Origin of the sequence: Candidatus Curculioniphilus buchneri endosymbiont of Curculio glandium, from assembly GCF_964275155.1 — a bacterium.
Taxonomy (GTDB): Bacteria; Pseudomonadota; Gammaproteobacteria; order Enterobacterales; family Enterobacteriaceae; genus Curculioniphilus; species Curculioniphilus buchneri.
The window spans coordinates 344,585-361,228 of sequence record NZ_OZ193413.1 but is presented as its reverse complement, the minus strand read 5'-3'; the positions used below and the strand labels follow the sequence as shown (position 1 = coordinate 361,228).

Sequence of the window (16,644 nt, the reverse complement as noted above, 5' to 3'; positions counted from 1 at the left end):
ATTTAAAAAAACTTTAACAGTCTCTTATAAACTCTTAATATCGAACTATATCGAATATATTATATAATTTTACATAAAATGTAGTAGTTATCATTGATAAGTTATATATTATAGCTTATCAAAGAATAAGGGTTTATATTCCATTGTTAAAAAATTTGCAGTAAGTAAGAGATAATAATGATTTCAATCAATAAGTCAAAAACTGGACAATCTATTTTTTGATTTATTAAATCACACTTGATTAATCCATATTGAAAAATAGTTGCACCTTACTTAATAAAGTCACTTCATAACATAGTTATAAACGAACCAGCGCGTATTTCTAATACTATGAAATAAGAAATACAAGCGATGAAGAAGGATAAAGAGATTAATCTCTGATTCTAATTGCTTCTCGTCAACTATGATACACTCGAGGGGTGATTCAGCGTAAATGTTTACTAAAATTATTGGGACCGGTAGTTATCTTCCGGAAAAAATTAGGTCTAATTTTGACTTAGAAAAAATGGTAGATACTTCAGATGAATGGATTATTACCCGGACTGGCATTCGTGAACGCCGCATTGCTAATGCTGACGAGACAGTGTCAGTGATGGGCCATTATGCGGCTGAACAAGCACTTAATATGGCTGGGATAGATGCAGAAAAAATTGGAATGATCATTGTTGCTACTACTTCATCAAGTCATGCTTTCCCTAGTTCTGCCTGTCAGATTCAACATGATCTTGGAATTAATGACAGTGTTGCCTTTGATTTAGCAGCAGCCTGTGCTGGTTTTGCTTATGCGCTGAGTGTAGCAGATAATTATATTAAAAATAGCACGATTGAATATGCACTAGTTATCGGTTCTGATAAACTGAGTCATGCTTTAGATCCCAAAGATCGCAGTACAATCATTTTGTTTGGTGATGGAGCAGGTGCAGTAGTTCTGAGTCGATCAAACATGCCTGGTATTATTTCAACACATTTACACGCCGATGGTCGGTATGGAAATCTATTGACATTATCTTATTATAATCGTATCAATCCAACAGATTATAATTATTTAACGATGTCAGGAAATGAAGTGTTTAAAATAGCAGTAATTGAATTAGCACGCATTGTTGATGAGACACTTAGTGCTAATGCTATGGATCATAGAGAATTAGATTGGTTGGTTCCTCACCAAGCTAATTTACGCATTATAACTGCTACTGCTAAACGCCTAGGCATGAGTATGGATAAAGTTGTAATAACCCTTGATAGACATGGTAATACTTCGGCTGCTTCAATACCTTTAGCATTAGACGAAGCAATACGTGATGGTCGTATTCAATCTGGACATTTAGTGATGTTAGAAGCATTTGGTGGCGGGTTTACATGGGGTTCAGCGCTATTACGGTTTTAAATTTGATAGGAAGAATAAATAATCATGGTTGTTTTTGCGATGGTATTCCCAGGGCAAGGTTCCCAAACAGTCGGTATGTTAACTAAACTTTCTAAAATTTACATGAAAGTTAAGGAAACGTTTTCAGAGGCATCTGATGTGTTAGGTTATGATCTGTGGCAGCTGGTTCAACGAGGACCAACTGAAAAATTAAATCAAACTGAACAGACCCAACCGGCATTATTGGCAACATCAGTAGCAATTTGGCGTATTTGGCAAGAACAAAATGGTAATATTCCAGCATTTATGGCTGGTCATAGTTTAGGTGAATATTCAGCTTTAGTTTGTTCTGGTAGCTTGGATTTCATCACAGGTATTAAGATAGTAGCTTTACGCGGAACACTAATGCAAAATGCAGCACCAGTTGGCACTGGTGCAATGGCTGCAATTATCGGCTTAGATAATGATATTGTTACACTAATTTGTAAACAATCAGAACTTGGGCGAATTGTATCACCGGTAAATTTTAATTATCCAGGACAAGTGGTGATTGCCGGTCATAAAGACGCAGTTGAGCGTGCCAGTATATCCTGTAAAAAAGCTGGTGCTAAGCGTGTATTATCGCTGTCAGTTAGCGTTCCATCGCATTGTGCATTAATGAAACCTGCTGAAGAAAAATTGGCGCAAGCTTTAAACGCTATAACATTTGATATACCGAAGATACCAGTGATTAATAACGTTAATGCACGTATAGAAAATAATCCAACTGCTATTCGTCAGGCACTTATATATCAACTTTGTAATCCGGTACGTTGGACTGAAACCATAGAGCATTTCAATGCGTTAGGTGTTAAAAGAGTTCTAGAATTAGGTCCTGGTAATATATTGACCAAATTAAATAAGCGTATTATTAGCACACTTATAAGCATAGCAGTAAATGATCCGACTTCACTAGCTACAGCAATTTCGAAACAAAATTAGGATTAGAAATGAATTTTAAAAACAAAATTGTATTAGTAACTGGTGCTAGTCGTGGTATCGGGCGTGCAATAGTAGAAAAATTCGCAGCGTATGGTGCTACAGTGATTGGTACAGCTACTAGTCATACTGGAGCTAAAGCGATTAGCGCTTATTTAGGAAGCAGTGGTAAAGGTATGGAATTAGATGTTTCCAAGAATGTTTCCATTGAAAATTTTTTGGAGCAGATACGTATAGAATTTGGTGCAGCCGATATATTAGTAAATAATGCAGGTATCACACACGATAATCTTCTCATACGTATGAAAGATCATGAATGGCAATCTGTTCTTGAAATTAATTTAACGTCTGTATTCCGTATATCGAAAGCGATTATTCGTTCTATGATAAAACAACGTTATGGTAGAATTGTTACGATTGGTTCTGCTGTAGGATTCATGGGTAATATTGGACAAGCAAATTACGCTGCAACTAAAGCAGGATTAATTGGTTTTAGTAAATCACTAGCTCGTGAAGTTGCATCTCGGGGTATTACGGTAAATGTGGTAGCACCAGGTTTCATTATTACTGATATGACTGAGTCATTGACCAATGAAGATCGTGCATGCGTTTTGTCCCGAATTCCAGCAAATCGTCTCGGTGATCCCAAAGAAATTGCTAACGCTGTACTTTTTCTTGCCTCTGATGAGGCGTCATATATCACTGGTGAAACAATGCATATTAATGGTGGCATGTATATGCCTTAAAAAGCATGCAAATCATTTTCGTCACTTATGAGTAAAATTGCAGAATTAGATTAAATTGTGGTTTAATTGACCGGGATTGGACTACATTTTTTCAACTCACTATACTTAAGAAAACCATCGCATAAGCGAGTTTTAATAGGAAATTTAAGAGTATGAGCACTATCGAAGATAGCGTTAAAGCAATTATCGCTGAACAGTTAGGTGTTAAGAAAGAAGAAGTTGTAAACAATGCTTCTTTCGTTGATGATCTTGGCGCTGATTCTCTTGACACCGTTGAATTGGTAATGGCACTAGAAGAAGAATTCGATACCGAAATTCCGGATGATGAAGCTGAAAAAATTACTACTGTTCAGGCAGCAATCGATTTTATTCAGATAAATAAGAAGTAGATATGTACGTTTCTAAATAATACTTAATTATCTAAGTTATACCTTACAGTTAGGATGTAGCTAGCTACTGGGTAGAACTATTATATTAAGTATCTATGATAAAACTTAGCATGTCACGATGTCATTATCATCAATAAAATATGTACATTTCATTCTTTGAATGATAAAATGTGCGTGCGATTAAATTATCGAAAAAAGGACGGATATTTATGTTTTAAATCATCTAATTAGGTTATATTTCTAGAATCTCTAGTTTGTTTCCTACGTATATACATATTATTATAAGAACATAAGGCATATTAGCGACAACATCCGTTTATGGATTATTAAAAGTTAATATCTTACGTTTTTTATTTTTGAAAAATTAAATCGTGCGCTGATTAGTGATCGTATGAGCTGTATGAATTGTTTCTTAAATAGTAGTGTTAATGATCATTTTTAATCTTCTTAATATAAAGGTCGAATATTTACTTACATATGATAGTATCACATCTATTTTTTAGCTAATATTTGACATGTGAATAAAACTAATTTTTAGTTTATTAAATATTATCTTATTTTGTTTCGTTAAAAAATATTAAATGTTGAAGAAAGTATAACTCAATTTTTCTGGCAAGAAAAATTGACTGAATAATTACATCCTTGTCTTGAATTCTAATAATTTTTAAGCGAAAAATAACTATAAGATTTTAGTATATTTATATGATTCTCAGTGTGTCTATATTTTGTGTTCAGTTGCTGATTTAAAAAATGAAAAATAAATTTTATAATATTATTGCACTGTAATTCATAAAACTAAAATTATCTATTATAGATGGTTTTATCGTTTCATATTTTAATTAATATTCCATCAGAAGTTTAAGGTATATATTATAATGATATAGAAATTAATATTATTAATATAAATTTTATTCGATAAAAATTATACCAAGGTATAGACTGCATGGATTGTTGTGTTGTTTAAATAACATTTATTTTTCTAATATAATTAGAATATTAGCATTAAATATTTTTCCATATCTTTTTATTAGATAATGTTTATTATGTTATATAAATATTTTTATTTTGATTGATGTAGAAGTTTCTTCTATGATTCATTAAAATGAATGACACCTAATGGTATAGGAATAAATATATTAATATTAATTACTATATACGTCTTACGTATTATGTAATTAATATTATTACATGCATATAAAAAATGACGTAACATTTTTAATGTTATTATATTTTTTATAATATAGTATAATTTAAAGTAAATTTTTTAATTTATTATATTGGTTAAATTCAATAGATTTAAAATCTGTACATAATATTATAAAAATTAATTAGAAATTATATTTTTTTATTATGCATTAATTAATTAAAACCAATATCTATATTTTAAGTATAGTCAATTCTGTTGTGATAATAAATGATTCATGTATATCATTTATTTTTAAAAAAGATTATTTCAAATCACTTCAACTCAATATAGCAACATAAAATGTTGCTCAGCTTCTAAAGTTGAAGTGGTATATATATAAAAAATAATAGAAATATTTTTGCTTATATTGTATGATACAAAAAAATAAAAAATAAAAATTTATTAATTATGATATATATTAACATTTATTTTAACCTTAAATGTTAATTTAACATGTATATCATCAGCACTTTAAAATTATTAATTATAACCCAATTCACAGTTAGCAATAATATATATAAATAGAATAGTGCAATATCCATCCATAGAATGCTCTATTTTATTTAGAAAATAGTTTAATATTTTAAAATAAATGATAATATTCTAATTACTCACAGTATTAATAACATTGATATTGATCAATAATTATTTTTGATGTAATTGTTAATTTTGACATTAATTTATAGGTCTCTATACATGGGTATTGTTATCAAAACATTTGACGATATTTCAAAAATGCGTGTTGCTGGTCATTTAGCTGCTGAAGTTTTAGAAATGATTGAACCTTATATTCAGCCCGGAGTTAGCAGTGGTACATTGGATTTTATATGCCATCAGTATATTACAAAAAAACAACATGCTATTTCTGCTGCGCTTGGTTATCGTAACTTTCCTAAATCAGTATGTATCTCAATTAATGAAGTTGTCTGTCATGGCATTCCTAATGATTTAACAAAACTTAAAGATGGTGACATTTTAAACATAGACGTAAGTGTAATTAAAGATGGCTATTATGGTGATACATCAAAGATGTTTATCGTGGGTCAACCAACTATTCTTGGCAAGCGTTTATGTAAAATTGCTAAAGAAAGCCTTTATCTAGCTATTCAAATGGTTCGACCTGGTATTCGACTACGCGCTCTCGGTAAAGCAATTCAACAATTTGTTGAAGCCAAGCATTTTTCAGTAGTACGAGAGTATTGCGGGCATGGAATTGGAAAAAATTTTCATGAAGCTCCGCAAGTATTACATTATGATGCCGATGATGGTGGTATAATACTTCAACCGAAAATGGCATTTACTATCGAACCTATGGTAAATGCTGGCGACTATCGTATTGAAATGATGCAGGATGGTTGGACAGTAAAAACTAAGGATCATAGCCTATCAGCACAATATGAGCATACTGTTGTAGTTACTAAAGACGGTTGTGAGATTATGACATTACGAGACGATGATACATTACCTACAGTCATTCATCACGATGCTTAACTTTTTTATATATTGATCATTTTACATTATAAAGATAATGGCATACTACTATCGCTATATGTTGTTTTATATTGATAAATATGAATTTAAATACTATCCATTTTATTACAAATAAAGTATAAGAAGATATATTTACTTCTATACAATCCAACAGTGATCTGTAACAAAAGAAGCTTTTTCGAAAAATGATATCTATTGACTAGATAGATTCGGAGATGGCTATTAAGTTGTTATTGTTTTAATCGTAATACATTATCAATATAATAAATTTTATTTATTGAATGAGTCGTGTACTATTCTATTGCATACTATTATTCATTTTTAATAGAAACATTATTCTTGTTTTCCGTAAAAATAACATCGTTGATAGATAAATTATTAATTGTTGAATTCTAATGTAATTTTTGTGAATCTAATTAAATAATATTGTTATTTATAACTTATCGTTCTGATAATAACTAGGATTGGTAATCTAATTTAAAAGGGATGATTTTCTTATTCGAGGATATATACATAATTTATTTATTATCATTGTTATCTTCGATCATCCAGAACACAATGAATCTTTACTTATAAGTAAGGAGTTTTGTTTTTTATCTTTTCAATGAATACTGCTTTATTAAGTCGGTTTTAATGTTAATTTAAATATACATCAATAATAATTTTTTTAAACTAATAGAATAGATAGGAAAAACAGGATGCGGCAATTACAACAAGTGATTGAAACTGCTTTTGAACAATGTTCCTCCATTACTCCGGATAATGTCGATACAGTAACCTATGACGCAGTCAATCGAGTAATTACTGCTTTAGATACCGGTTTATTGCGTACAGCAGAAAAAATAAATGGAAAGTGGCTCACATATCAATGGATAAAAAAAGCAATATTGCTTTCATTTAGAATTTCTAATAGTAAATTAATAGAAGGTAATGAAACATGTTTCTTTGATAAAGTTCCAATGAAATTTGCTAATTGGAAAAATGAGCATTTTAAAAATAAAGGATTCCGTATAGTACCTCCTGCTAGTGTACGTCGTGGCGCATATATTGCGCGTAATACTGTGTTAATGCCTTCTTACATTAATATTGGTGCTTTTGTAGATGAAGGTACTATGATAGATACTTGGTCCACTGTTGGTTCTTGTGCACAAATTGGTAAAAATGTTCATTTATCCGGTGGTGTGGGTATTGGCGGCGTACTGGAACCGTTGCAAAACAATCCAACAATTATTGAAGATAATTGTTTTATTGGGTCTCGTTCTGAAATTGCCGAAGGAGTTATCGTTGAGGAAGGTGCAGTAATTTCTATGGGTGTTTTTATAGGACAAAGTACAAAAATATATGATCGTAATACTGAAGAAATACATTATGGTCTTGTACCTAAAGGATCAGTAGTAGTGTCTGGTAGCTTACCATCTTCTCGATACAGCCTTTATTGTGCTGTTATCGTAAAAAAAGTTGATTCTAAAACTCGTAGTAAAGTAAGTATCAACGAATTATTACGTACTATTGATTATTGATCGATGAAATTTATGTTGTATTGTACTTTTTCAAAAAATTAATTTTTAATCATAGTTTACGATATCTAAAAATATTAGAAAGCTAGAATATGTATATAATTATAGAAACAATGAGATTCGATATTTTAAAAGTTACTATTAAGTATATTAGTAATATAAATCTTATGATTTGGCTTTTATTAAAAAATTAATAAATATAATCATCAATATTTCGCCACCATGTCATTCATTATAGATAAGTTTTATTTTAATAGAACTAATCTTTTATTAGGTTTTATTAGTGTTTGAAAAAATATAAATTTATTTGTATGGACCTAATTAAGTTTAGGTAGTTTCGTGAAAAATATATTAAATGTAATATAAATATAATGATAATACTACATATATTATTATCCATGCTATTAAATATAGTATTCTATTTATAATTTTATAATTCGATCATTTGATATATTCAAAATTAGTTACGTCATATGTTATATGATTGTAAATTATGGTATTTTTAAAAATAATTTTTAAAAAAATAACTTAGTTTTTAACAGAAAATGATAAGATAAAAAACAAATTATATTAGATGGTAATCTTTAAAAAAGATGCTTATTTCTAATTAGCATGGAGGTTAAAACAGAATTTAGAATAGTATGAGTAATTGAATAATAATTATGGCGTGTAGTCAATAAGTCTATATTATATAAAAAAAATAACTGCAATAAAATTATAAATGAATAATGATAGCAAAAAATTTAAAATTTTTCTATGACTCGCTATAATCAGTTACCTAAACGCAATAGAAATACGCATAACCATTAAAATGGTGTGAACTATGTTCATTATAAAATAATTTTTATTTTTTATATTAATCAATTTAAAATATGCAATGATTCATTTCGTATCAATATAATACGTAGAGTTTTTTTTTAAAATTCTATTTTTTTAACTGTAGTGTACTGGAAAAAGTCATATACATTATGATCAGTTACAAAGGATAAAGGATAGAGAAATAATCAGTGAAGTTATCTCTTTATCTATTGAATAACATTCACCTTCAAAGTGAAGTCATACTATATGAAAAATTAAATTTTTTCCATTCAATTTTAATAAATAGACAATTTAATAATGTAATAAAATATTTATTTTTTAAATACAGTATATTTAAAACATAGGGTAGGGTGTTTTTTTTGATAAAAAGATCAATTTTCTATTCATCTGTTACAGTGAATGATATTTTATTATATGCTAATTTTCCAGTCGATTTTAGTTTTTAAAACAATTAATTTATATTCATAAAATAATCTCTGTTTACAATAAACAATATTCGTAATCTAATTGAATAAATGATTACTTGCAATAATATAATGTAATTTAACTACATCAGTTATGATAATTTATATAACATAGCGTATTTGCTATGCAATTATTTAATTGCTAAACATGATTTTTATAATTTATAGTGCTCTCTATAGTTTCGAGTACAATGCTCAAGTTTTCTCTAAACTTTAATGAATTATTGTCTATGTTTCTTCTTTAATAACTTTAAATATAGCATTTCCATTATCGTAATGCAGGTTTTGCTATGGATGATAATAAGTAAGAATATCTTCTTAAATTTTAAGAAGATTAATTAGTTAAAAAAACTAATTGAATTGACTATGACTTAAGTGATGTTAAATCTTTATTAAGATACCACATCTTAAATTTACATTTAATCAATTAATTTACTTATGTTCATTTTTAGGTAAATATATCGGTATTTTATTTTAAGTATGCTATATTTTAATCTATTAAGATGGAAAAAGTATTTCCAAAAAGTGCTAAAAATTAGAATTGCATAGTGTTTAGATTAAGAATATAATTTCATATATCAATTGTTTAATACGGTAAGATGATACCATATACTTATGCTATAATGAATGCTACCTAAAATATTTTTTATCGCTTAAATTAAGTAATACCCAATTATCTTAGAAAGAATGTATCATTAATACATAAGTTAATTAAAATTAATACTCATTAATATTAATATTTGAAAAGTAAATTGTAAAAAATTAAAATATAAAATATAAACATATCTGGATTTAAAAGTTTTAAAGAAGAATTTATTTTTGACGAAAAATTTTTGATTTTGTTAGTAAATTAACTATTAGTATACATTAGATAGATATTGTATAATTGGTTGTTATGATTACTATTTATATTTAGTAGTCTAATGTGTTTTGGAATATATGGACTATAGTATAGGATATCATAATAGATGAAAGCTTACCTTATATCATTATAACGTATAATTTTCAAAATAATAAAAATATCTTTCATTACAATCATCGGACAGTAATGCGGTACTAACATTAATGATTATATGATAAATGTGTTTTAGTTGACTTTTCTGAACTTATATTTGTAGACTATTAAAAATAGTATGTGCTGCTGATTTAATAAACTAATATCTATCTATATAATAGATAAATCTAAATTTTTGATAGATAAATCTAAATTTTTGAAAGTCTGATATACGTTAATATCAAATAATCTTTTTTTACTAAAAATATTTTGGGATGAGGTCCTATTTATAAAAATATAAATATATATTATAATGAATATTTAATTTAAATGGAATTTAAATGTAGAATCTAAAACTTTTAAAAAGTTATAGAGATAGAGTATGTTCTCTATGAGGAAGACCAATGGATAACTAATAATTATTAGTGCTTACAATTGAAATCTAACATTTACTTTCTGTAATATATCATGATTAATGATCAATGCAGGCAGATTGTGTCTTTACCATCATCATGTAGCTTTGCTTCGAAGCTATGGATCTAAGTAATAAGATTTTCTTGTCTAATTATATTTCATGTAATTCTGAATTGATTAATATTCAAACCATGCTTAATCTAAAAATTAGAAATAAAAAATACATTGTAAATATATAACCTTACTTATGAAAAGATTTCAATAAATTAAAAATCTTAAATGTTACCTATACAACGTTTTTATTAAGAAAAATTCATTTTTTAACTAGATCATATATTATAAAGTATACGATTTATAAAATATGTAAATAAAATTAAAACGATTACTGTGCGTTATTGAATATTATTATATTAGAATACGATAGCTATTAAATCACTGATAAAAGATATAGCTTAAGATCTTCTTACGTTTGTTATAGAATAAAAAGAATTTAGTGATTAAGCTCAGTATCTGGATGATATTACGGTCTTTTTTTATAAAAAATTATATTAACATTAACTCAAAAACAGATGGTAAAAAGAATAACTATTATATTTTAATATGTTTTCTATGATGAAATAACTAAAATTAAAACATTTATTATTACTAATAGAGTCTCTGAGAGAAAATATATGGTAAAAACGCGCGTTGGAGTGCTCTTTGGAGGTCGTTCAGTAGAACATGAAATTTCTCTTCAATCTTCTAAAAATATAATTCATGCTATAAATAAAGAAAAATTCGATATAATATTATTAGGAATCGATAAACAGGGTGTATGGCATATTTTTAATAAAAATAGTTATTTACTTAACAGCGATCATCTAACCTTAGTTTCTTTAAAGAAGAGCATGAAAGATCTTGCTATCCTTCCAGGTTTTTTTAACAATTCTCTAGTACAACTTAATTGCCCTGATACAATTCCATTGCCTATTGATATCATTTTTCCTATAGTTCATGGCCCATTCGGAGAAGATGGTTCTCTTCAGGGGTTATTACGTATGACTAATATACCGTATGTAGGTTCCAGTGTCTTGGGATCAGCAATTAGCATGGATAAAGATATAACCAAACGTTTATTGCGTGATGCTGGTTTGGCAGTGACACCCTCTTTCACACTAACGCGCTCTCAATACAATAATAGTGGTATGTGTTTTGATAAAATCACTTCGGCTCTAGGATTACCATTATTTATTAAACCAGCAAATCAGGGATCTTCAGTAGGAGTATCAAAGATTATCAATCGTGATAGCTTTGAGCAAGGTTTAGCATTAGCATTCAACTTTGATCATAAAGTATTAGTGGAGGCTGCGATCATTGGTCGAGAGTTAGAATGTGCCGTATTAGGCAGCGATGAACTCCAAACAAGCGTGTGCGGTGAAATTATTTTAAATAATAACTTTTATTCTTATCAAAACAAATATATTAATACACATGATACACACATTGTGATTCCAGCTAACATCAGCAGAACTGTCAGCGAGAACATTCGTTCTGTTGCTCGTCGTGCATTTCGAGCATTACACTGTTCCTGTATGGCACGAGTAGACGTGTTCTTGACAGTAGATGAAAAAATTTTAGTTAATGAAATTAATACACTACCAGGTTTTACTAATGTCAGTATGTATCCAAGATTATGGCAAGCTAGTGGATTAAGTTGTACAGATCTCATAACACGCCTAATTGAATTAGCCCTAACATGTCATCGTCAAGATCAATACTTGACCAATTCACTAACTTTATAGGATTATCTATTTTAGATTTAGATGTAACTATTCAATTCTCAATAACTATTTTTTTCTATAGAAATGTTTTTACAGAAATAAAAATACAATGATTTTTGACTGTCGGTTTCAAGCATTATAAATATAAGAACTATCAATCTTGATATAATTCAAATTACATATTTGTATATATAGAGGCAATTTCTTTATTTTAAACATAAATTAATATTTAATTAATGACATATTCTTTATCAAAACCACCATTAATTTAAATGGTGGCTAGAAAAAAACATTTACATTGACGAAATACATAGAAACAATTAAATTGTACTAAAAAATTAAAGAACAAAAAAGGTATCAATTCTCAAACGTTGAGACAGATTGAATCTATATTCACATGCAATGTTTACTAGTGAATATAGTATTTTAACAGCATTTTAAAAGATCATCGTATAAAATTTTTCTATTTAAAAAATCTGAATTCATTAATAATTAACGTAAAAACTAATACGAACTTGAAGTTTTTAATTGACTCATTAAATAACATTGTTATGCATAAAATATATATAACTAGAAGGAATACCCTCTTTATTATAAAGATACAATAGTCTATAATCAATATATTAATTAACATTAATTACATAAGCATATTAATAAATAATGCAAAAAAATAAATATTTAATTGTAAACTATATTATTAATATTCCCTTATTCCCTTTTCATTAAAAGATCATTGTACTGCTGCAATAGCTCTTGCTACTTTTTCCACATTTTTAGTATTTAAACCAGCTAAACAAATTCTACCACTATCAATTAAATAAATAGCAAAAGTTTCTCGCAAATCAGCCACTTGTTTAGTACTGAGACCAGTATAACTAAACATACCATGTTGATTAAGTAAAAATCCAAAATTATGAGAGGGTAATACGGTTTTTAAGGCTTTTATCAAACTCTGACGCATTTCTAGGATACGTAACCGCATTGAAGCTAATTCTGTGCGCCATAATTCATTTAACTCAGGATCGGTTAATACTTGCATAACAATTTGAGCTCCAAAATTAGGAGGACTTGAATAATTTCGACGTACAGTGGCTTGAAGTTGTCCCAATACACAGTCAGCGACATTTACGCTATTACATACTACTGAAAGAGCTCCTACACGTTCCCTATAAAGAGAAAAAATTTTAGAAAAAGAATGGCTCACTAAACATGGAAGACTAAGACGTGCCATTTCACGTACTACATATGCGTCTTGTTCTATGTTTGTTCCAAAACCTTGATAAGCAATATCTAAAAAAGGAATGAGTTGTCTTTCTTTGATTATTTCAATAATTTGTTGCCATTCACTATTTGTCAAATCAAACCCAGTAGGATTATGACAGCATGGATGTAACAAAACGATACTTTTTTTTGGTAATAACTTAAAACAAGCTAACATGGCGTCAAAATTGATGCCAAATTTTTCTATATCAAAATAAGGATAACGATTAACTTGAAAGCCAGCTCCAGAAAAAATAGCGACGTGATTTTCCCACGTTGGATCACTAACCCACACATTAGAATCTGGAAAATAGCATTTAAGAAAATCAGCACCAATTTTTAGTGCACCAGAACCGCCTAAAGTTTGAATAGTAACAATTCTATGTGCATTTCGCATTGGATGATTATCACCGAATAATAAAACCTGAACAGCATTGCGATAAGATCGCAACCCTTCCATAGGTAAATAAGAAGATGAACATCTTTGCTGTGATGAAGATATAAATAGCGTAGCTTGTGCTTTTTCTACTGCTTGTAATTGAGGAATAATTGACTGTTCATTATAATATAGTCCAATGCTAAGATTAATTTTATTAGGCCTTGGATCTTGTTTATAAATTTCCATTAAAGATAAAATAGAATCTCCCATATATGGATCAACATGTTGGAACACAATATCACTCTCCTAAATAAACGAATGTTACTCAATGTAATAGATATCTCTTTTTATTATATCTATAAAGTATATTTTAAAAAAAACGAAACAGATAAACTACTAAATTAGTAACAAATTTTTTAATATAACTCAACATTTTATCAAATTTTAATAATTATTTGTCAAAATATTGCGTACCTGCGTAATTATCAAACCGTGACCATCGTCCATTGAATGTCAAGCGGACAATTCCGATAGGGCCATTACGTTGTTTACCGAGAATAATTTCAGCAATGCCTTTTACATCACTATTTTCATGATATACTTCATCGCGGTAAATAAACATGATGAGATCAGCATCTTGTTCAATTGAACCAGACTCACGAAGATCAGAGTTTACAGGACGCTTATCAGAACGTTGTTCTAAACTACGATTTAGCTGTGATAATGCTATTACTGGCACCTGCAATTCTTTGGCCAATGCTTTTAATGAGCGAGATATTTCTGCAATTTCCAATGTACGGTTATCAGATAATGATGGCACACGCATCAGTTGTAAATAATCTATCATGATTAAACTTAATCCATTATGTTCGCGAAATAATCTACGTGCACGTGAACGGACTTCATTCGGTGTTAAGCAAGATGAATCGTCGATATACATATTCTTTTTTTTATCCAGCAAAATTCCCATAGTACTAGACAGTCTTGCCCAATCTTCATCATTCAGTTGACCGGTACGAATTTTAGCCTGATCAACACGTGATAATGAAGCAAGTATACGCATCATAATTTGTTCTCCTGGCATTTCTAAACTAAAGATAAGCACTGGCTTAGCTTCAGTCATAGCAGCATGTTCACACAAATTTATAGCGAAAGTAGTTTTTCCCATAGAAGGGCGGGCAGCAATGATGATTAAATCAGATTTTTGTAAACCGGCAGTTTTTTTATCCAAATCTTGATATCCACTAGATATTCCAATGACACCATTATTTGGCTTATGATATAATTTTTCGATACGAGATATTGTATTTTCAAGAATATGTTCAATACTTTTCGGACCTGCATCTTTATTAGATCTATCTTCAGCAATTTGAAATACTCGAGATTCGGCTAAATCTAGTAAATCTTCACTTTTTCGACCTTGCGGATTATAACAGATATCAGCGATTTCATGAGCGATAGCAATTATTTCACGCAATATGGCTCGTTCCCGTACAATATCGGCATAAGCAACAATATTAGCCACACTGGGGATATTTTTTGATAATTCTGCTAAATAGGCAAATCCGCCTACCGTATCTAATTTACCCTTTTGTTCAAGGGATTCTGATATAGTAATAAGATCAATAGGTTTACCCATTTCAAAAAGATTTTTCATTTCTCTGAAAATTAGACGATGTGGATGGCTATAAAAATCATTATCAGTTAATTTTTCAACAACATTATCCCAACGATCATTATCCAGCATTAATCCGCCTAAAACAGACTGCTCTGCTTCTAACGAATGAGGAGGTATTTTCAGTCTGTCAACTTGGCGATCTTGAGAAAAATTTACCTTGTTGAACACCTTATTTTCTAACATAAAACACTTTATTCCTAATAATAAAGGACTTAAATTTATTGCATTACTTATACAAGTAAGCTTGTCTACTTTTTTATAATATAACAGTATATTTGAGAACCATATAATTTAATTGTATTAAAAAATTTTTTAAAAATCAGTATTCCTAATACATATTCAATGTTTATAGTTAAATTCAGATAAATTTCGTTATATTTAGATATATTACACTATAGATGAAATAATTTAAAACAATTACTAATTGTGTGTCATGTATAGGACGTCCTTTAAAAAATTTTAAAAAAACTCTATATATATTGGAATATGCTAAAAACTTATAGTTATTGAAAATAATGTGCTTCAAAAGTAGGTTTATAGCTAAACGTGTATAGATTATTACTAATAATATTGCCTTCAAGAATTAAGTTAAATTGAATACATCTCTATTCATGCTACGTACAAATATTTTTTGTCAGAAAGATGTATTGATTTATCATTGTTTTTCTCATATAAAGACGATATTGATTTAATATATATATTATTAGAACATACCTTTCTTAACGCTAAAATATGAATATTATATCTAATGATATTATAAGCATGCAATCTTATATATTATAAGCTTTTATTCTATTATGTAAATACAATATGTTATATATTAAAATAACATATTAGAATTATTCATTCGATTTGATAAGCATTTTCTGTATTGGAGAAAAAGAATTTAAATAAAACTCTTTATTTTTTTAATGATTCATGCTCATTATGTTTTAAAATATAAAATATTAGTATATATATTATAATTAACAATATAATGTCGATATTGAATTCTAGATCGATAATACTTGTAGTTCTATGACTATATTTGCATATAATATTATACTATTCTACAATAGTTTCTTTTTTCCTTCTTTTTTCAATGTCACTATATGCTAGTCCTATTAGATAATAATTACAGGCATTCACTTGCTATAATATATAAGATATTCATTGGTAAAATTAATCTTAATACAAAATATCTTCATTAGAATCTAATTCTAA

Annotated in this window: 9 protein-coding genes; 7 read left to right on the top strand and 2 right to left on the bottom strand. The window is 28.4% G+C overall.

The window, feature by feature from the left end:
- The first annotated feature begins 433 nt into the window (after window positions 1–433).
- The 7 genes from ACICP0_RS01090 (at window position 434) to ddlA (ending at window position 12,145) form a co-directional block, all read left to right on the top strand.
- Entirely contained in the window at window positions 434–1,387 is a 954-nt protein-coding gene (locus tag ACICP0_RS01090) for a beta-ketoacyl-ACP synthase III (protein ID WP_395480110.1), read from the top strand.
- 24 nt (window positions 1,388–1,411) lie between these two features.
- On the top strand, window positions 1,412–2,347 hold the full coding sequence (gene fabD / locus ACICP0_RS01085) for an ACP S-malonyltransferase (protein ID WP_395480109.1): 936 nt from the start codon (window positions 1,412–1,414) through the stop codon (window positions 2,345–2,347).
- Window positions 2,348–2,355: 8 nt separating this feature from the next.
- Window positions 2,356–3,090 (top strand): 3-oxoacyl-ACP reductase FabG, encoded by a 735-nt coding sequence (gene fabG, locus ACICP0_RS01080; protein WP_395480108.1) that lies wholly within the window; start codon window positions 2,356–2,358, stop codon window positions 3,088–3,090.
- A gap of 152 nt (window positions 3,091–3,242) precedes the next feature.
- On the top strand, window positions 3,243–3,479 hold the full coding sequence (gene acpP, locus ACICP0_RS01075) for an acyl carrier protein (protein WP_395480107.1): 237 nt from the start codon (window positions 3,243–3,245) through the stop codon (window positions 3,477–3,479).
- A gap of 1,882 nt (window positions 3,480–5,361) precedes the next feature.
- Window positions 5,362–6,156 (top strand): type I methionyl aminopeptidase, encoded by a 795-nt coding sequence (gene map / locus ACICP0_RS01070; protein WP_395480106.1) that lies wholly within the window; start codon window positions 5,362–5,364, stop codon window positions 6,154–6,156.
- Between the two features lie 698 nt (window positions 6,157–6,854).
- The gene (gene dapD, locus ACICP0_RS01065; protein ID WP_395480105.1) at window positions 6,855–7,676 is read left to right on the top strand and encodes a 2,3,4,5-tetrahydropyridine-2,6-dicarboxylate N-succinyltransferase; all 822 of its coding nucleotides are present in this window, start codon (window positions 6,855–6,857) and stop codon (window positions 7,674–7,676) included.
- Window positions 7,677–11,035: 3,359 nt separating this feature from the next.
- Complete coding sequence (ddlA, locus tag ACICP0_RS01060; protein ID WP_395480104.1) at window positions 11,036–12,145, top strand: D-alanine--D-alanine ligase; 1,110 nt, start codon at window positions 11,036–11,038, stop codon at window positions 12,143–12,145.
- A gap of 709 nt (window positions 12,146–12,854) precedes the next feature.
- Here ddlA and ACICP0_RS01055 read toward each other — a convergent pair.
- Together ACICP0_RS01055 and dnaB are read right to left on the bottom strand one after the other, a co-directional pair.
- Window positions 12,855–14,057 carry an aromatic amino acid transaminase gene (locus tag ACICP0_RS01055; protein ID WP_395480103.1) on the bottom strand — a complete coding sequence of 401 codons (1,203 nt, stop codon included), beginning with the start codon at window positions 14,055–14,057 and terminating at the stop codon, window positions 12,855–12,857.
- A 157-nt stretch (window positions 14,058–14,214) separates the two neighbouring features.
- Window positions 14,215–15,624, bottom strand: a complete 1,410-nt coding sequence (gene dnaB / locus ACICP0_RS01050) for a replicative DNA helicase (protein ID WP_395480102.1) — start codon at window positions 15,622–15,624, stop codon at window positions 14,215–14,217.
- Window positions 15,625–16,644 lie beyond the last annotated feature (1,020 nt).